The sequence below is a fragment of the Clostridium sp. KNHs205 genome (assembly GCF_000702945.1).
Taxonomy (GTDB): Bacteria; Bacillota; Clostridia; order Lachnospirales; family Lachnospiraceae; genus Anaerocolumna.
On the sequence record NZ_JNLE01000003.1, the window covers coordinates 2737526 to 2757124 of the forward strand.

16 protein-coding genes are annotated in these 19599 nt (G+C 40.4%); 13 read left to right on the forward strand and 3 right to left on the reverse strand.

The window, feature by feature from the left end; genetic code table 11:
- The first annotated feature begins 3 nt into the window (after positions 1 to 3).
- The 8 genes from BR73_RS0111430 to BR73_RS0111465 all read left to right on the forward strand — a co-directional run bounded on the left by BR73_RS0111430 (position 4) and on the right by BR73_RS0111465 (position 8959).
- Positions 4 to 960, forward strand: coding sequence for an ABC transporter permease subunit (locus BR73_RS0111430; protein ID WP_242860663.1), 957 nt, complete (start codon positions 4 to 6; stop codon positions 958 to 960).
- A gap of 14 nt (positions 961 to 974) precedes the next feature.
- A complete protein-coding gene (locus BR73_RS0111435; protein ID WP_033165631.1) occupies positions 975 to 1874 on the forward strand; it encodes a carbohydrate ABC transporter permease in 900 nt (299 codons plus the stop codon).
- Between the two features lie 58 nt (positions 1875 to 1932).
- Entirely contained in the window at positions 1933 to 2163 is a 231-nt protein-coding gene (locus BR73_RS0111440) for a hypothetical protein (protein ID WP_033165632.1), read from the forward strand.
- A 439-nt stretch (positions 2164 to 2602) separates the two neighbouring features.
- Positions 2603 to 3310: a FadR/GntR family transcriptional regulator gene (locus BR73_RS0111445; protein WP_033165633.1), complete on the forward strand. Its 708-nt coding sequence runs from the start codon at positions 2603 to 2605 to the stop codon at positions 3308 to 3310.
- A 274-nt stretch (positions 3311 to 3584) separates the two neighbouring features.
- Complete coding sequence (locus tag BR73_RS0111450) at positions 3585 to 5126, forward strand: lactate permease LctP family transporter (protein WP_347463429.1); 1542 nt, start codon at positions 3585 to 3587, stop codon at positions 5124 to 5126.
- Between the two features lie 152 nt (positions 5127 to 5278).
- The gene (locus tag BR73_RS0111455; protein WP_033167346.1) at positions 5279 to 6067 is read left to right on the forward strand and encodes an electron transfer flavoprotein subunit beta/FixA family protein; all 789 of its coding nucleotides are present in this window, start codon (positions 5279 to 5281) and stop codon (positions 6065 to 6067) included.
- A 14-nt stretch (positions 6068 to 6081) separates the two neighbouring features.
- Positions 6082 to 7278, forward strand: a complete 1197-nt coding sequence (locus BR73_RS0111460; RefSeq protein ID WP_033167347.1) for an electron transfer flavoprotein subunit alpha — start codon at positions 6082 to 6084, stop codon at positions 7276 to 7278.
- Positions 7279 to 7555: 277 nt separating this feature from the next.
- A complete protein-coding gene (locus BR73_RS0111465; RefSeq protein WP_033165635.1) occupies positions 7556 to 8959 on the forward strand; it encodes an FAD-binding oxidoreductase in 1404 nt (467 codons plus the stop codon).
- Positions 8960 to 9309: 350 nt separating this feature from the next.
- On the opposite strand, the gene BR73_RS0111470 is transcribed toward BR73_RS0111465, so the two are convergent.
- Positions 9310 to 9678, reverse strand: a complete 369-nt coding sequence (locus BR73_RS0111470) for a class Ib ribonucleoside-diphosphate reductase assembly flavoprotein NrdI (protein WP_033165636.1) — start codon at positions 9676 to 9678, stop codon at positions 9310 to 9312.
- Between the two features lie 233 nt (positions 9679 to 9911).
- Here BR73_RS0111470 and BR73_RS29120 point away from each other — a divergent pair, with 233 nt between their 5' ends.
- The 4 genes from BR73_RS29120 to BR73_RS0111490 all read left to right on the forward strand — a co-directional run bounded on the left by BR73_RS29120 (position 9912) and on the right by BR73_RS0111490 (position 13569).
- A complete protein-coding gene (locus BR73_RS29120) occupies positions 9912 to 10469 on the forward strand; it encodes a hypothetical protein (protein WP_033165637.1) in 558 nt (185 codons plus the stop codon).
- Entirely contained in the window at positions 10466 to 10963 is a 498-nt protein-coding gene (locus BR73_RS0111480) for a nucleotide disphospho-sugar-binding domain-containing protein (protein ID WP_051685149.1), read from the forward strand. Before BR73_RS29120 ends, BR73_RS0111480 begins: the two co-directional genes overlap by 4 nt.
- Positions 10964 to 11469: 506 nt before the next feature.
- The gene (locus BR73_RS0111485; protein ID WP_033165638.1) at positions 11470 to 12138 is read left to right on the forward strand and encodes a response regulator transcription factor; all 669 of its coding nucleotides are present in this window, start codon (positions 11470 to 11472) and stop codon (positions 12136 to 12138) included.
- Between the two features lie 351 nt (positions 12139 to 12489).
- A complete protein-coding gene (locus tag BR73_RS0111490) occupies positions 12490 to 13569 on the forward strand; it encodes a HAMP domain-containing sensor histidine kinase (protein ID WP_033165639.1) in 1080 nt (359 codons plus the stop codon).
- A gap of 96 nt (positions 13570 to 13665) precedes the next feature.
- On the opposite strand, the gene BR73_RS0111495 is transcribed toward BR73_RS0111490, so the two are convergent.
- Positions 13666 to 14481: a helix-turn-helix domain-containing protein gene (locus BR73_RS0111495; protein WP_033165640.1), complete on the reverse strand. Its 816-nt coding sequence runs from the start codon at positions 14479 to 14481 to the stop codon at positions 13666 to 13668.
- Positions 14482 to 15056: 575 nt separating this feature from the next.
- Here BR73_RS0111495 and BR73_RS0111500 point away from each other — a divergent pair.
- A complete protein-coding gene (locus BR73_RS0111500; protein ID WP_033165641.1) occupies positions 15057 to 18824 on the forward strand; it encodes a glycosyl hydrolase 115 family protein in 3768 nt (1255 codons plus the stop codon).
- Here BR73_RS0111500 and BR73_RS0111505 read toward each other — a convergent pair.
- Positions 18763 to 19329, reverse strand: coding sequence for a ClbS/DfsB family four-helix bundle protein (locus tag BR73_RS0111505; protein WP_051685150.1), 567 nt, complete (start codon positions 19327 to 19329; stop codon positions 18763 to 18765). The two genes, BR73_RS0111500 and BR73_RS0111505, sit on opposite strands and share 62 nt — an antisense overlap.
- Positions 19330 to 19599 lie beyond the last annotated feature (270 nt).

Below are 19599 nucleotides of genomic sequence, written 5' to 3' on the forward strand. Positions count from 1 at the left end.
TTAATGGAGGCTGGAAGAAAGATACGTTCTGACCGGAAAGAGAATTTTCCGAAGAAATGGGCTAAACTGAAACGCTTTATCCCTATATATATCATGATGCTGCCGGGGCTGATATACCTGTTTATCAATAATTACATGCCCCTTCCCGGTTTGGTTATTGCATTTAAACAGTATAATGCCAGACTTGGTATTTATGGTAGCAAGTGGATTGGTTTTAAGAATTTTGAGTATTTATTTAAAACCAGTGATGCCTGGGTTATTACCCGTAATACGATTTTATACAATGTTGCTTTTATTATCATAAATACGGTTATGGCCATTTTAGTTGCCGTTATATTAAGTGAACTGAACGGAAGAAGGAAAAAAGTTTACCAAAGCGTTATCCTTCTGCCCAATCTTATATCAACGGTTATTATAGGGTATCTTGTATTCTCCTTCTTCAGTGTCGAAAACGGATTCTTTAACAATTCAATTCTGCCTGTTTTTGGACATGAACCCATTGACTGGTATAGTAAACCGAAATACTGGCCTTTTATTATCATCTTTGTAAGTGCCTGGAAAAGTGTTGGATATAACTGTATCGTTTATCTGGCGACTATATTAGGGTTTGACAGGGCTTATTACGAGTCAGCCCTGGTAGACGGTGCTACCAGAGGAAAGCAGTTCCGATATATCACCCTGCCCCTGTTAAAACCCACTATTATCATGCTGACCCTTATGGCTGTAGGGCGAATCTTCTATTCTGATTTCGGATTGTTTTACCAGGTGCCTTTAAATCAAGGTGCGCTGTATTCAGTTACGAATACAATTGATACCTATGTGTACCGCGGTTTATTACAGCTTGGAAATATATCGATGTCTGCAGCAGCCGGATTATATCAATCAATTGTCGGTTTTATATTAGTCTTAGGTGCTAATACACTGGTGCGCAGGGTTGATAAAGACAGTGCCTTGATATAGGGAGGGAATGGAAGATGAAGACAAAAGAAGCAAAAATTTATGATATGATCGGGCATGTGATCATGACAATCCTGACCCTGTTAGCCATAATACCGATTATACTGATGGTGGTATCTTCTGTGACCGATAATGCCGCACTTTTACAGAACGGTTATTCCTTTTTTCCGGAAAAGTGGAGCCTTTATGCTTATGAGTGGATTTTTAAGTCTAACAGTAATATCGTTATGCGGGCTTATGGAATATCCTTTCTGCTGACAGGACTTGGAGTAACCATAAGTTTGATGATAACCACTTTATTAGCCTATGGCCTTTCCAAAAGGGGATTGCCTTTTCGAGGGCTGCTTACCTTTCTGGTGTTTTTCACCATGCTGTTTAATGGAGGACTGGTTTCAACCTACATAAATTATACCAATGTGTTTCACGTAAAAGATACTTTTGCAGGCTTACTGGTCCCGGGACTTTTAATGAATGCCTTTAATATCCTGCTTATGAAAAGTTATTTTGTAACCAGTATACCCGATGAAATCCTGGAGGCGGCTTATATTGACGGTGCAGGGGAGTTCAAGACCATGTATGCAGTAGCTCTTCCCATGGCAAAGCCTATTATTGCAACAATAGGAATGTTCGTAGGTATTGCATACTGGAATGACTGGAATAACGGATATATCTATCTGGTAAAGAACACGGATTTATACAGTATACAGAACCTTTTAAACAGGCTGATGCAAAACATACAGGCACTGTCCCAGAATGCGGCGAATCTATCAAATGCAAACCAGGGCCTGGCTCAAATCCCTACGGCGACCGTCCGTATGGCACTGGCAACTTTGGGTATTCTGCCAGTGGTAGTAATCTACCCTTTTATTCAGAAAAACTTCGTAAAAGGAATAACCCTTGGAGGGGTAAAAGGATAGGTTACAACAACGCAGGAAGGAGGATATATGAAATACAACACCAGCAGATAAGCACACAGTGGCAACATTTAAACGACTGGTTCAGGCGGAAGCTCCTGAGGTACACTTCTCCTGCTATCAATCTGTTACGGACAATACAGGAAAGTACTATAATCCAGACAATACCCCCTATGAATATAATGGACATTTTAGCTGGATTCCGGCACTGAATAACGAATGCGTAATGGAAACAGATAGCAGCGTGACTCTGTTTGAATGGCTGGCCAAACAAAAAATGAAAGGTTGTTAAGCTCCAAGAAATTGTCAGTTAGATGTATCAGGTTATTTATAAAAACTCTGTTTTATAAAATATAGTAATAGATTATAAAAAAGGAATTGTTATGGCGGATACCCATCCCAAAGTTAGTAGTATGGCTCTAACCTTTGGCGAGTATTTTCATGGCAGTTCCTTTCTTGTTATAATGATATATGTTCAGTGTTTTTAGGTATTTTAAATAGCAGCGGGAGACTTTCTGAAAGAACAGCATATCAGTTGAAAATTAAACAGAATATGGTAGAATGAAAGACAAGCCAGCATCCAAATCAGCGTATAAAATAGAGCAAAAGCGAACAGGATATGTTATTACTATAAATTAGCAGATGGAAGTTGTTCAAAGCCTGCAATGCAATTTAGAAAAGGCAGATAGAAGTGATGCTGAATCGGACAGAAGAAACAGACGGAGGTATCTATGGAAGAATACGGAACACAGGAAAAATCATATATGAAAGTCATAAATTACATAAAAAAACAAATACGCAGTGGTGAATTGAGTATAGGAGGAAAGCTGCCGGCGGAAAGAGAACTGTCAGAGATACTGGGTATCAGCCGTAACTCTGTAAGAGAGGCCATCCGGACGCTGGATAATATGGGATTAATATCAAGCCAGCAGGGAGCAGGTAATTTTCTGACAGGTAACTTTGAGAACAATCTGGTTGAATCCCTGTCCATGATGTTTCTGTTGAATCAGATAGATTACAGACAGGTCAGTGAACTTAGAAGAGCCTTGGAAATGGAAGCACTGATGCTGGCAATTGACAATATTACAGATGAAGAAATCCAGACCCTGGTAAAGATCATAGCTCAGCTGGAGACAGATACAGAAGCTAACAATGTGGTATTGGATAAGAAAATGCATTATAACATAGCACTGGCCTCCAAGAATACGCTGATTATCAATATTCTTCAGGCTCTTTCAGAGGTCCTGGATAAATTCATAGTAGACTTAAGAAGAGAAATCTTAAGCCAGGAGGACAGCAGAAAAATTCTGATGGAAGCCCACAATGGAATGATAGAAAGTTTAATTACCAGGGATAAAAATCTGGCTTATGAATCTATTAACAAACATTTTGGTATAATTGACGAAAAACTGAAAGAAAATGACCTAAAAATGATATAAAAGTACCTTGTGAGGTAAAAATAAACAAAGTACTTGTTAAAAAAATGACGTTTGTTGACATATAGGATATGCGCATTTATAATTAAATTACAAAGTGGTACTACCAATTCGACAGGGTTGGCAGCAAATAGGTGTAGTAAAACAAAACTGTTTTGCAACACCATTTTTTTTCAGTGCAAATTGGTAGTACCAATTGGAAAAATTTATTTCAGGAGTATAAAGGAATCTGGAGAAATTCCTGTTGGCTCCTCAAATACCACAGAATGGAGAAGGTATGGAGATGATTTTCGAATTTGTTATGGCATTGTTACCGATTATCTGGCTAATCATTGCTCTGACAGCTTTAAAAATCCCGGGGTTTAAAGCATGTACCATCGCTTTGGCAATTGCATATGTACTTGCCGTTTTTGTATGGAAGATGCCTTTTATTGACAGCCTGGGTGCAGTTGCGGAAGGGGCCGCACTTGCTTTATGGCCAATTATTATTGTTATAATTGCTGCTATATTTACTTACAACGTCTGCGTTGCTACCGGCAAAATGGAAATAATCAAAAAAATGCTGGCAAACGTCACGAAGGACAAAAGAGTATTAGTACTTATAATTGCCTGGGGCTTTGGTGGTTTTATGGAAGGTATGGCAGGCTTTGGCACGGCTGTTGCCATTCCCGCAAGTATGCTGGTTGGTCTTGGCTTTCCTTCGGTATTCGCAGCAATCGTCTGTCTGATTGCAAATGCCACACCGACAGCTTTTGGTTCCATCGGTATTCCCACAACCACCCTGGCGAAAATCACCGGTATTAATGTAATCGATCTGTCTACCAATACGGTAATTTTATTAGCCTTGCTTATTATCCTAACACCTTTTGTATTGGTATTCCTCACTGGAAAATCAAAGAATTCTTTAAAGGGAATTACTCTTATTACTTTAATTTCCGGTTTTTCCTTCTTGCTTCCGGAGTATTTGGTAGCAAGATATCTGGGAGCGGAGCTGCCGGTAGTAATCGGAGCGGTCTGCTCTATGGCTGCCACGGTTTTAGCCGCAAGGTTATTTGGTAAAGGCAAGGTGGAGGAAAAGTATATTCTGGAGGGCAGACAGGAAGTGAAGGTAACTGTGAAAGAAGCTCTGGTTGCCTGGAGTCCCTTCATCCTGATTTTTATATTCCTCTTAATTACTTCTAAAATGGCAGGACCCTTTAACGAACTGCTGGCATCTGTTAAAACTACGGTAAGCATCTATCAGGGTAAAGGAAGCTCACCATATACCTTTTCCTGGCTTGCAACGCCTGGTTTGTGGATTCTTTTATCCGCCTTTATCGGAGGAAAGATTCAGGGACTGGGGATAAAGGAAATGTTTGTAATTCTTAAGAAGACGATCCTTCAGATGATGAAGACTGTCATAACCATTATTGCCATTATGGCAACAGCAAAACTTATGGGATACAGCGGTATGATTGCTTCCATCTCACTTGTATTTGTGACCTATACCGGTTCTTTTTATCCCTTTTTCGCACCCTTCCTTGGTGCAATCGGAACCTTTGTGACCGGAAGCGGAACCTCTGCCAGTGTATTATTTGGCGGCTTGCAGGCGGAAACCTCTGCAGCACTTGGACTTAATCAGGCATGGATTACAGCCTCTAATACAGCCGGTGCGGTTATGGCTAAGATGATTTCACCTCAGAGCATAGCAGTTGCGGTAGCAGCTGTAAGTCTGGAGGGTAAGGAAAATATGCTGTTAAAGGGAACCATTAAATATTTTGTACTTTTTGTAATCATAGTTGGGGTTATTACTTTTGTCGGTGCAAGATTGCTGGCATAGCTTATAGTGTATGAAAGCTGGCAGTTAGACTGGGTATGAGATTTGTGAGAACTAAATGTAATTATATTTTGTTTATGATTTATGCTGCAGGTTATGACTTTAACGATCACTGCCCTGCAGTAAGCCTGAAAAGGGAAGGAAAGGAGTTTCAGATGAATATTTTAGTATGCATTAAACAGGTACCAGACAGCAATAAGGTGGAAGTGGATCCGGTTACCGGTGTATTAAAGCGAAACGGGGTGGAATCCAAGATGAACCCTTATGATTTATATGCGTTAGAGACTGCACTGCGTATCAGAGAGAAAACCGGTGGAAGTATTACAGCTATTACAATGGGACCGGGGCAGGCAGCTGGAATCATAAGAGAAGCTTTTGCCATGGGAGTAGATAAGGGAGTGCTGATATCTGACCGTAAGTTTGGCGGAGCAGATGTACTGGCAACCAGCTATACCCTTTCACAGGGTATCAGACAGAGCGGAGAATTTGACCTGATTCTCTGCGGAAAACAGACCACTGACGGAGATACGGCTCAGGTAGGACCAGAAGTAGCAGAATGGCTGAGTATTCCAAGCCTGTCCAATGTATCCAGGATAGTTGAGCAAAAAGAGAGCTCCTTAGTTGTGGAAATGGATATGACTCATGATATAGAAATAGCAGAAATTCAATATCCCTGTCTGTTGGCGGTGGATAAAGACATATTTATTCCAAGGCTTCCCTCCTATGTGAAGAAACAGGAAACGAAGGACAGAGAAATCAAAGTGATTTCCCTTGCAGACCTGGAGGATAAAGATGAGAAAAATTACGGCTTAAACGGCTCCCCTACACAAGTTCAAAGAATCTTTCCGCCCCAGGTCAATAACCATAGAGAGGTGTGGAATGGAGAGGGGAAAGAATTGGCGGAGCAGTTATTTCATAAATTAAAAGAATTAAAATTTGCCTGAGGAGGAAGATGGGTATGGCTAAGTTAATCGTAAACCAGGAAAAGGTAGGAAATAGACAGGAACTAATCAGTATCTGTCCCTTTGGCGCTATTGAAGAGAAAGATAATTTGATTCAGATAAATGCTGCCTGTAAAATGTGTAAGCTCTGTGTGAAAAAAGGACCTGCAGGTGCAATTGAATATGTGGAGGAAGCCGTTGAGGCCATAGACAAGGAGCAGTGGAGCGGTATTGCAGTATATGTAGATCATATTGACGGGGTAATTCACCCGGTAACCTATGAATTAATCGGAAAAGCAAAGGAACTGGCAACCAAGATCAATCACCCGGTATATGCAGTAATGATGGGACATCATATACAGGCCCAATGTGAAGAACTGCTGCATTATGAAGTGGATAAGGTATTTGTGTATGATAAGGAAGAGCTGAATCGCTTTAAGATGGAGCCATATACCAATGCCTTTGAGGATTTCGTTGAGCATATTAAACCTACGGCTGTCTTAATGGGAGCAACTCCGGTTGGCAGACAGCTGGCACCAAGACTGGCAGCCAGATTAAAGACCGGATTAACTGCTGACTGTACAATCCTGGATATAAATGAAAATACGGATCTGGTACAGATAAGGCCTGCATTTGGCGGAAATATCATGGCTCAGATATTAACTCCCAATCACAGGCCTCAGATGGCTACTGTGCGCTATAAGGTTATGGATGCACCGGAGAGAAAAGCTGAGGTGTCCGGTGAAATCATTAACTGCGTCATTGATGCAAAGGAACTGGGCAGTAAGGTCTCGGTATTAGATATCATTGCAAAAGAGAAAGAACAGTTTATAGAAGCCTCCGATGTACTGGTAGTTGCCGGCAGAGGTGTCAAAAAAGAAGAGGATCTTGAACTGCTAAGAGAACTTGCTGATTTACTGGGCGGTCAGCTTGCCTGCACTCGTCCGGTGATGGAAGCAGGATGGCTGGCAGCCAAATGTCAGGTGGGCTTAAGCGGCCGTACGGTAAGACCGAAGCTGATCATAACCTGCGGCGTATCCGGCTCTGTCCAGTTTACTGCAGGTATGAATAACGCTGAGCAGATAATTGCCATTAACAAAGATGAAAATGCACCAATTTTCAAGACTGCTCATTATTGCCTGGTTGGGGATCTGTATGAAATCCTGCCGGATATCATCAGCCGGATCAAAGCCGGTAAACCTATTAGTGCCTGAGTGTGTTTATAGCTATCGCACCACAGGTAATTCTAATAATGAGCTATAGATAGCGAAATTCTAGTCAGAGATGAGATTAATGGATGAATGGGTTACTTTACTAACTGCTAAAAAAGATATAATGAAATTTTTCTTGGAAGCTTCAACAATTAAAATTCAACATAAATTTAAGGATTTAGAGTTAAATGCAAGGAAGTTAGAGTGAAAGCAACCTTATACCAAAATTTGTACCTGTGGCTTAAGATATACAGGCTGTGAGAAAGGCAGGGTTATTAAAATGAATTATAAAAAGCTGGAATTGGATGATATTAATTATATACGAAGTATTATAAAAGAGGATGAGAGAATTCTTTGCGGTGAAGATATCAATGAAGAATACAGTCATGATGAGTTAAGCGATACGGTCAGTTATCCGGATGTGGTGGTAAAGGTTAAATCCACCGGGGAAGTTTCTTCCATTATGAAATATGCCTATGAGAATACAATCCCTGTTACCCCCAGAGGTTCAGGCACAGGTCTGGTAGGAGCTTCCGTTGCCATCGAACATGGCATTATGCTGGATACCAGCCTTATGAACCGATTTCTGGAACTGGATGAGGATAATCTTACCATTACGGTAGAGCCGGGAGTATTGCTTATGGAACTGGCTGCTTATGTACAGGAGAGAGATTTATTTTACCCGCCGGATCCAGGCGAGAAATCCGCTACTATCGGTGGAAATATCAGTACCAATGCCGGTGGTATGAGAGCGGTTAAATACGGTGTGACCAGAGATTATGTAAGAGGACTGGAGGTTGTGCTGCCCGATGGCAAGGTGGTGGAATTTGGCGGTAAGGTAGTAAAGAACAGTACCGGCTATGCCATGAAGGATTTGATGGTGGGTTCGGAAGGAACTCTGGGCATCATTACCAAAGCAACCTTAAAAATTCTTCCTTTGCCGAAGAAAGCAATCAGCCTGCTGATACCCTTTCCGTCTCTTGAAAAGGCAATTGGTACCGTACCTCTGATCATTAAATCCAAAGCCATCCCCACTGCGATTGAATTCATGCAGAGGGAAGTAATAATCGATGCAGAGAAGTACCTGGGCAAAAAGTTTCCTGATAACAGTGCAGATGCCTATCTGCTGCTTAAATTTGATGGTAACTCTACGGAAGAAATCGAAAAAGACTATGAGAATGTAGCAAAAATCTGTCTGGAGCAGGGAGCCATTGATATCTTGATCTCCGATACCACGGAAAGAGAAGATTCCATCTGGAAAGCCAGAGGAGCATTTCTGGAAGCCATCAAAGGTTCCACCTCCTTTATGGATGAAGTGGATGTGGTAGTTCCGAGAAGCTCCGTGAATGAAATGGTGGAGTATATCCACGGCTTATATAAAGAAGTTAATATCCGTATCAAAAGCTTTGGCCATGCGGGAGATGGAAATCTCCATGCCTATATCTTAAAGGATGAACTAAGTGAAGAAGAATGGGAGGAGAAGATGAAGGCTGCCATGGATAAGATCTATGGTAAAGCCAGAGAGCTGAGTGGTCAGGTATCCGGAGAACACGGTATAGGTTATGCGAAGAAGTCCTATCTTATGGAAGCCATGGATCCGGCTACCGTTGAAATCATGAGAGGTATCAAGAAGGCTTTTGATCCAAAGAATATCTTAAATCCTCATAAGGTATGTCAGATATAGAATATATGAGGATATATTGCATTAAGAGGTGCTGCGGGAATGTGAATGCAAAGCATTAAGAAGCCTTTTAGATTTCCTGGAATGCACCAACTGAAAGACACATCACCGATTTTGTGTGCTTATAACGAACAATGATAGCACACAAAATGGGTGATGTGTCTTTCAGTTGGTGTGTGAAGGAAAGCAAGAGGCTTTCTATCATATAATTGCTAAAATGCAATTCCTTTTTTGCAGGGCTGTCTTTATTAACCTATAGGATCCAAGCAGGGCAGCTGTTGCTTTTTCTTCAAGCAAAACTAAGAATCGGTTACTGGCTTTATTATGTATACTTTCAAATAATAATCAGTCACTTAGCGAGAGCGGTTCAGCTTGCCCTCTATGGCTTTCAGCGAGTTCTTTACAAAACTTATATCTTCGTCATTTCCAGAGCCGCTGATTTTTCGGATAACAGGTATGTTGTATTCCTTGTTAATTTTATCAGCAGCTTTACAATAAAAGGGACCGAACTTTTTACTGCCATTAACAACAACGCCTTTTACAAATTCTTTGTATTGTTCTAAAAACTGTGAGGTAGTATCTGTGATTTTACCCAAACCAATATTTCGGGTTACCAGAATACAGGGTTCATTAACACTGATTTCTACGGACTGTGTTGGATAACCGAGACTTTCTGCAAATTTCTTACCTAATCCGGTATAGCTATCATAAACGATTAACATAGAATCTCCTTGATATATGTTTTACTTAATATTTCATAGAAGTTAGATATGACTAACTCTACATGGAGTATTATATATAAAAAGCAGAAGAAAAACAACCTGGATAACATCAATTTATTTATCATTATACAATCCCAATAATATTATCCGTTAATCAAATATACTTTTTTCTTGACAAATATATCACTCTGATATAGCATGGATATATCAGAGTGATATATGGAGGTTGAAGTATGGCAAATATTTTATTCGTAAATGCTAATTTATATGGACACATTAACCCAACTCTTCCCTTGGTAAGGGAATTGGTTAAACGGGGTAATAAAGTGGATTATTTTTGTTCCAAGCAATTTGAGGAAAAGGTAATAGCAGAAGGCGCAGTATTTCTGAATTATTCAGCGGAACTGGATGATTTTCTGGCAGCCTATCGCCCGACGGACAGGCATCCTTTCTTTATGCTAATGGAATATATTCTTCTCTATGCTGAGGTAATGCTGCCTGGAGTGTTAGAACTGATTAAAAGTAAAGAGTATGATATGGTAGTCTGTGATTCATTATTTGGAGCACCATATTTTTTAAATCAATTAATTCAGAAACCCGTAGTAAGCTCGCATTCAAGTTTTGCCATGAGCCATGCACCTGTTCCGGCTTCTATGCTGGAGCCGGGCACACATCCGCAGTTGGATCATTGTTACGAGATTCTTCTAAATATTTCTTTACAGGTGCGATTGTCAAAAATGAAACAGCCGAAGATTTTGATGACATACCTCAAAGGGATTCCAGGCCGTTGATTTATATCTCCCTTGGCAGTGTTAATACAGATTTTATCGATTTTTATAAAATGTGTTTGGAAGCATTTAAGACCTTAGATGTTTTTGTTATGATGTCAATCGGGAAGAAATGCAAGATAGAGCAGTTGGGGGATATCCCTTCGAATTTCTATATTGGAAATTTCTTACCCCAATTAGCAATCCTAAAGCAAGCAGATGTTTTTATAACACATGCCGGGTTTAACAGTGTTAATGAGGCGCTAAGTTACGGCGTACCAATGTATGCTTTCCCTATGGTTAACGATCAGCATATGGTTGCAAAGAGAATAAAAGACCTGAAACTTGGAATAGTCGGTCAATTTAAAGAGATATCACCGCAAGCCTTAAGAGATGGGACAGAAGAACTGTTAAGAGAGAAAGAGTTCAAGGAAAATTGTATCAGTATATCAAAACAGCTGAAGGGAACGGAAGGTCTTACGTCAGTGGCAGAAAAGCTTGAAGAAATCTGTCTTTAAAGAAAAACTTTGGAACCTTTATCTTAAACTTTGGACATATTCGGGACAAATAAATATGTTAGGCTATTCAATATTAAATAAACAGGTGGCACATAATGAATAAGTCGCTAGTAATAAGCTCCTTTAATAAAAACGGATATTAAAAAGTTTTTGATGAAATAGTATTAATAACCAATAATATTTCTTACTTGAAAGTACATTATAAGACAGGTAAACTATAGTAAGATAAATTCTAAACGACTACAGAACTTTAAGCTTTAATACCTTCTCTCATAGGCACAAACTATGAAAAGCTAGAACTAAGATTCTGTAATTAAGGCGTGTCTGAAAATTATTGCACAGTTCCGGAACACATTTAGCAGCATTCTGAGGTGTAATTTGAAAGCACCACCACGTTTCCACCAGAATCTGATTTGGACGTATCCTGTAAATCAGCTGACTAAAGTGGAACGTCCGGCCCGGCACAAGTAGTTTTCAGACACAGTGTGCCAGAAAGCGGGGATGAAATGTTTTCTATATTGGTTGTGGAAGATGATGAAACCTTAAATAAAATGATCTGCGGTAAATTAAAGCAGGAGCATTTCAAAGCCTTTTCAGCCTTTGACGGAGAAGAAGCCTTACAGGTTATGGACAAGGAGTATATTGATCTGATTATCTGCGATATTATGATGCCGAAAATGGATGGATATGAGCTGACCAAAGTACTAAGAGATACTTCCTATAAGCTCCCCATTCTTATGATAACAGCCAAAGACCAGATAGAAGATCTGGAAAAAGGCTTTAAAGCAGGGACAGATGATTATATGATTAAGCCCATTCGTATGAAAGAAATGATACTGCGTGTAGATGCCCTGCTCAGGCGTGCACAGATTACCAATGACAGGAAAATGACGGTAGGGAATGCAGTTCTTGATTACGATGCATTAACAGTTAAGATTGGGGAGGATTATTATGAGATGCCGCCCAAAGAATTCTTTCTGCTTTTCAAGCTCTTAAGCAACCCGAATAAAATTTTTACCAGACTTGAGCTGATGGATGAAATCTGGGGAATGGATGCCGAAGCGGATGAACGGGCAGTAGATTCCCATATTAAGAAACTCAGACGTAAATTTGAAGGTTATCCGGATTTTGAAATTATAACAGTCAGAGGGCTGGGATATAAGGCTAAGTTCTAATCTGGAATTCGTATTTATTACGTCTTAATTTGAACAGGCAGCTGGAGTTACACAGATACACCAGGGTCTATGAACAAGCAGCTGGCATTACACAAGTACACCAGGGTCTATGAACAGGCAGCTGGCATTACACAAGTACACCAGGGTCTATGAACAGGCAGCTGGCATTACACAAGTACACCAGGGTCTATGAACAGGCAGCTGGCGTTACACAAGTACACCAAGGTTTATAAACGAGTACTCTTAAAAAGTTTTTCACAACTTAACATCAATATTTAATATTTGCTGTACCAGAAGCCGGTAATATCAAATCGATAAATTGATACTCATGAAAGAGGGAAAATAAAAGAAATGGAAAGAAAAGAGAAGAAAAGAAGAGTAAGGGTATCACTCCGGCTTTATTTTTCCATGGTATCCATTACAACTTTATGTTCTGCATGTATCGTCTCCTTGGTTTTGGTCCTGGGAGGAATGAAACTGTTCTTCCGCGGGGACATCACACTGCCGGTGGTGATAATTGTTGCACTTCTTGTCTGCGGACTGACGATACTCCTTGGCGGTACCATGCTGTGGTTTGGCTCCATCCATTTAACAAAACCCCTTGAAGAAATTAGCCGGGCAGTTAAGAAAGTTGCAGAAGGTGACTTCACGGCTCATATTGACAGAAATGAAAGCAATCGTGGGGAATATGAATATGCCAATGAAATTGATGAACTTGCTGTGAATTTCAATACCATGGCTGCAGAATTAAACGGAATGGATTATATGCGTAAAGATTTTATGAGTAATGTATCCCATGAAGTAAAGACACCTGTGGCTGCCATTACCGGGCTGTCAGAAATACTTCTGGAGGGAGGATTAACAACGGAAGAACAGAAAGAGTATCTTCAACTTATCAATAAAGAGTCACTCAGATTATCCCGCCTGTGTGAGAATATGCTTCGTATGTCCAGGCTGGATCATCAGCAGATAGTTGTAAAGACAGACAGTATTCGGGTTGATGAACAAATACGAAAAAGTATTATCATGTTATCCGAAAAATGGCCTGATAAAGCTAGAAACTATGAAATAGACTGCGATAATCTGGTAATACAGAGTAATGCGGATTTATTAATGCAGGTTTGGGCAAATCTCCTTGATAATGCCATCAAATATACCCCTGAAGACAGCAGCATTTATATAACAGGAAGAATCCATAACAACAATTATCTGCTGGTAGCCATACGGGATGAAGGTGATGGCATCAGTGTTGAAAAACAGGCTAAGATATTCGAGAAGTTCTATCAGTGTGAAGAATCCCACAAGAAACTGGGTAATGGTCTTGGACTTTCCATTGTAAAGAGAATCCTGGAGCTCCTTGGCGGAACAATTAATTGCTCCAGCGAAGAAGGCAAGGGAACCGTGATGGAAGTAAAAGTCCCTTTAAAATAGAAAGGTATAGCGAAATAAACAGATCATCTAATCTTTTGTATGATATTAGATGATCTGTTTTAGCTTTTAGATAAGCGAACGACTCAATATATAATTTTATGATAAGGAATTCCTCCTGAATTCGCTGGGAGTTATAGACAAAGCCTCCTTAAATACCTTACAGAAATACATAGAGGAGTGAAAGCCGCAGGCAGTACTTATTTTGGATACCGACTGCTTGGTACCGGCAAGCATATTGCAGGCATTCTGTATCCTGATCTTATTCAGGTATTGTATGAGAGTAATTCCGGTTGCTTTTTTAAAGGCGTGGCACAAATGGAATTTCGATATAAAAAATGCATCGGATATTTCATCAATGGTTGTTATGCTGCTGTAATTTCGGTTGATATAAGACAGGATAGGCGATAAATTTGTAATAGCAGACGGAAAAGGCTCTGAACGCGGTGAATCTTCATTGTCATTCAGGATGCTTAAGATATCTGCCAGATAAATAAATATCCGGTTATCCGGTTCATGAACAGATTCCTTCTCCAGTAAAAGCATTAATTTTTTTATCCTTGGAAATATTTCTTTATTCAGAGAAATCAATTCTATCTCAAAACAATGCAGCAAGGTCTTGATTGCATTTTCCGTAAAATATAACTGTAAAAAACGTTCTGAGAAATAAATGCAGGTTCTGGCACAACCCTGCCTCTTCATGCTTTTGTGGAAGGTATTGGGTTTATATAAGACCACGTCATACTTGGCTACATCAAGAAGGATATCATGTACTAAAAGATTCTGATAGCCCTGTTCCAGAATATATAATTCGTATCCGTTGTGATAGTGGTAACCGGTCATTTCCTGATCTGATTCATGAACCACAAAATCAATGGAAAACAGCGGATGAATATTGGTGAGATCTGCTTTCATATCGTAACCTCCGTAACAGCAATATTGTATAATAAATTAATAGAAATAACAATATAATAAAAGATTATTGTTACAGAAATCAGCTATAATTGGGTTTGTATTGAATAACGAATATTTGAATTTTAATCTAAAGAATTAGAGTAATGTAATAATAGTAAAGGAACTAGAGAGTCAAAAGTTCTTGTTGACTTTTCTATTTCATACTATTTCAGGAAAATTGCAAAAAAACAGAAGAACGAATGCGCCTATGGAAAGGTATTAGAAGTCCTTTTTTCTGGATATTTTGTGCTATCTTATCAAACAGATTGTTTGAGCGAAGCGAGTTGTCTGTTTGATAAGATGTCCAGCATGAAATATTCAGAAAATTAGGAATTCTTATACCTTGGAATGAAGCATGAGTGCTTCTGCTTTTTTGCAATTTTCCGTCCGTATGATGAGAAAAGAGAACTTTTGACTCTCCAGTAAAGGAAGTAAAAGCTGCGTAGAGTTGGAGTTAAATGTAAAGGTAATATTCTTTCACTTTTAACACCCCCCTGCTTTAGCACGGGTACAAAAGCACGAAGAGAGGAGCAAATATGAAAACAGAAAAGACACTGGAGCTATTTCATAAAAAAAATACTGTACATATCTATGTATCTAAGAAAGAAAATAGCGGAGTTTTGCTGGCTGCCGATAATTTTATCAGAGACCTTCAGCTTGTATTCGGCTGTGAGGCTGTAATAACAGGCCAGATAAATAACAGCCAGATTATTATCGGTACAGTCGGAGTTTGTAAGGAGCTGTCTGAACATATAAGTGAGAAAAAACTGTCCGTAGATAACATAAAGGCAACAGATGGCACCTATCGACAGGAGGCCTATCTCCAGGAAGTTAGAGAGGATACTTTCTATATTATCGGAGCTGACAGGCGTGGTACCATCTTCGGTATCTATGATATATGTGAGCAGATCGGCGTGTCTCCCTGGTACTATTGGGCGGATATTCCGGTGAAAAGAAAAGACTCCTTTCACCTTCCTGCGGAATATATAAAAGCGGACTGGCCTTCAGTAAAGTACAGAGGAATCTTTATCAATGACGAGGAAGAGTTAAATGACTGGTCAAAGCTTCATACACCTGACGGGACAATTGGTCCTGTTACTTATGGCAGGCTGTTTGAACTGCTGCTTCGTTTGAAGGCAAATTATATCTGGCCTGCCATGCATGTAAATTACTTTAATGAGAATAAAGAGAATGGAGCGCTGGCAGAACGTATGGGTGTCGTAGTGGGAACCTCACACTGCGATATGCTCCTTCGCAGCAATCAGAATGAGTGGCAGCCCTGGATTACAAAAAAGGGTTATACAGATGCTGTATATGATTATTCCATTGAAGGCAGGAACCGGGAAATCCTTAAAGAATATTGGAGGGAAAGTGTTGAACAGAACAAGGATTATGAAGTAAGCTTTACCATGGGAATGAGAGGAATCCATGACTCCGGATTCCATACCAAAGCAATAGATGAAGATCAGAACTTAACACCGGAAGAGAAAAAAGCTGCCAAAGTCGCTCTCTTAGGCCGGGTTATAAAAGACCAGAGACAGATCTTAAAAGAGGTACTGGGGGAAGAGAAAGGAGAAAAAGCTTTACAGACCTTTGTACCCTATAAGGAGGTTTTAGACCTTTACAATCAGGGACTAGAGGTACCAGAGGATTTAACCCTCATTTGGGCAAATGATAATTTCGGTCATATGAGACGTTATCCAAACGAAGCAGAGAAGCAGAGAAAAGGCGGCAACGGGTTGTATTTTCACAGCTCCTATTGGGCAGCTCCCGGTACGGCTATGAGTTATCTCTTTATTAATTCCATTCCGCTGGCTCAGACCGGAAATGAACTTAGAAAAGCCTACGAGACCGGAATAAGAAACATATGGGTACTCAATGTAGGCGGCTTAAAACCTGTGGAACAGGATATGGAGTTCTTTTTAAGATATGGCTGGGAAGCCGGCAAGGATAGTAAGATATTAAGAGATGCTGGTAAATTTACAGAGGAATGGATCAATCGAAACTTCTCAGGTAATCATGGCGCAGAAGCAGCAAAGCTATACACTACCTTTGCCCAGGTAACCAATGTAAGAAAAATAGAACATATGAAATCCGGGATATTTTCACAAACCGGTTACGGAGATGAAGCAGGCCGCAGATTACAGGAACTGGAGGATATCTTCAGACGGGGAAATGCAATTCTTAACAGCCTGCCGGAAGAAGAGAAAGCGGGATTCTTCCAGTTATTCTTAATGAAGATTCATGCCTCCTACTATACCAATCATGAGTATTATTATGGAGACAGAAGTGCCCTCTCTTACGATAGGGGAAATATGCAGGCAGCAGACAGATATACGGCACTTTCCGCCAGGATGACAGAGCTTAAGCGCCAGATGCTGTATTTCTATGATAAGAAGATGAGTGAGGGGAAATGGGAAGGAATACTTACCCCTGAGAGCTTCCCGCCTCCGGCTGTCGCAATGTATCCTGCAAGAAAACCTGCGCTTAAGATAGAAGGCAGCAGTCTGCGGGTGGATCTGTGGAATGATGAGGAAGCTTTGAGCTTCTCGCCCCATGGACAGAACCAGAAATGGATTGAACTTGGGAATCAGGGCGAGGGTAAAATCCCTTATGTTATCAGAGCAGAAGAAAACATGAATTGGATAAGCTTATCAGAAACAGAGGGAATCCTTCAAATCGAGAAAAGAATACTGATAGCCGTAACAGAACCTGACAAATATGCTGGCATGCAAGGCAGAATCATCGTTGAAGACCTAAGAAATGGTAAGGAAATACCCATAACAGTGCAGATAGAGGATAAACTTCAGCTGCCAGAGAACTTCACCGGTTATATTGAGGCTGATGGTTATTTGTCCATCCCGGCAGAGGGCTATCAGAAAAGTGTAAAAGATAAGAGTAAGGACACGAATAGTCCTGAAAGCAGCTGGGTAGCAGTTCCGGGAATGGGTAGATATGAAGGTGCTGCTATGATGGCATGGACGAAAGCTTCTGAAGCTTCCGATGTAACGGCTTACGCAGTGAAACAGTCAGAAAAGAACCCCTCACAGGAAGACAAACCCTCATTGAAAGGCAATTATTCACAGGAAGACAATTGCTCATTGAAAGGCAATCCCCCGCAGGAAAACAATCCCTCACTGAAAGATAATCCCCGACTGGAATACAATATCTATTTAAAAACCAGTGGTGCTCATGTTCTGGAAATATATCGCTTCCTAACTCTTGATTCCTTGGGGCAGATTCGTTTTTGTGTTGGTTTGGATGATGAAGAGCCAATCCTGGTAGAGACAGAAACTCGTGATGAATGGACAGGAATTTGGCAGGAAAGTGTTTTTAATAACGGAGAGAAACTCTATGTAAATCTTCCATATCTGACAGCCGGAGCACATACCTTAAAGCTTTATATGCTAGATAATTTTGTTACGGTTTCAAAGCTTGTGCTCTATACCGGAAACAGAAAAAGTACCAACCTTGGACCGAAAATCAGCGGTGTTTCCGGAACTTTCTCAGCAGAGAGCGGCATGGAAGCACCAAGGGTTGACTGGAATCAACTGGACGAAATCAGCAGGGAGTTTTACCATACCGCAGCAGAGGAAGTTCCGCCTTTAAATGTGCTCTATGCAACAAGAGACTTCTTTGAGAACTATGTTGATCAGATATTCATTAAATATCTGGATCGTCCCCAGACTGTCTTAGGGGCAAAACGATATGAACAGCTTGGAAAAGATTGCGGCAGGAAAGATATGATAGCTGCATTTGGAACCGGACGCTTCCTTGAGGAGAAAGGCATTATAGCAATTGAGGCAGAATATGCCCTGGAGAATTCCGAAAATGCTTATCTTACCGCCGGTAAAGAGGACAAACAGCTGTTATGGAGTCATTTGCAGGCAGAAACCAATGGCAGAACCGGTCTTGCAATGCAGGTAGCAGCTCCTGGTCTGTTTTGGGAAGAAGCTGAGACTGCGCCGGGAATGCATTTCAAGATTCAGATCAATACCCCGGGTGTTTACCAAATCTGGTTGTTGCTGAGACATTATAACGATAAGTCAGATTCCTGCTATTTCTCACTGGATGGTAAGGTACAACCGGTATCGGAACAGTATTCGAAAGGAAAACTGCACACCTACAATACCTCACAGGTATATTACTGGTGCAGTATATCCCATTTGGATTTCAGTGAGGGAGAGCATATATTCGGAATTCTGGCAAGAAAGTCGGAGCTAAGGATAGATAGGATTTATATTAGTTCAGGTCAGGAACTTCCGCCTTTGGATGCTGATTGGATAGATTCGAAAAGAGGATAAAGCATTTCTTCCACTTCCGGATCTTACTGCGGAAAGATTTGAAAGGTGCTACGGTATTAATATGCACCCACTTCCAGACCGGCCAGTTAGAGGGGGTTGAGGCTGCCCACCTCCTGCCTCCGGGATTAAATAATTCTTCCTTGCTAAAACCATCAATCCATAGGGTAAGTTCATCCACCGTTGAAGCAAATAATGCTATTAGCTGGGACAGGGATTGGTCCTGATACTGGTCATAAAAGCTTTGGTACAATCCTCCCAGCTGATTCCATTTATATCCGGCGGAAGGGGTTATAACCTCTTTGCCGTCCAGCTCGTCCCGGTCCCAATTGAGGAGCAAATTCATCCAACCAAGCTGATAGGCAATTAACTCCTGAGGTGTCCGGTCGACTTCTTCTAATCGTATAGACCTGTCTGCTTCGGAAATTCCGTCAAACTCTGCTATAAACAATGAGGCTGTTCTCTTAATTTCAGAGATTAAAGCAGCTTTATCCGCGTACTCCTGCATATTTATATCCCTCCAACTTAATTTTGTTCTTTAGGCCATTATCATATATGGTCTATATTATAACATATTAAAGTTGACATCAGCAGGTCATGTTTAAAATTAATCCGATCAGGTCAGTACCATTTATACAGAAGCTTAAGCTGTTGTATATTTTCCATATACTGTTTACGAAGGATTGAATCAATTACCTGCAGGAGATTGCAAATGCCTTAAAAGTTTAGTGTATGAATGGATGAAATCGCAAGCTTTATTAATTCAAGCTTTGTTTTG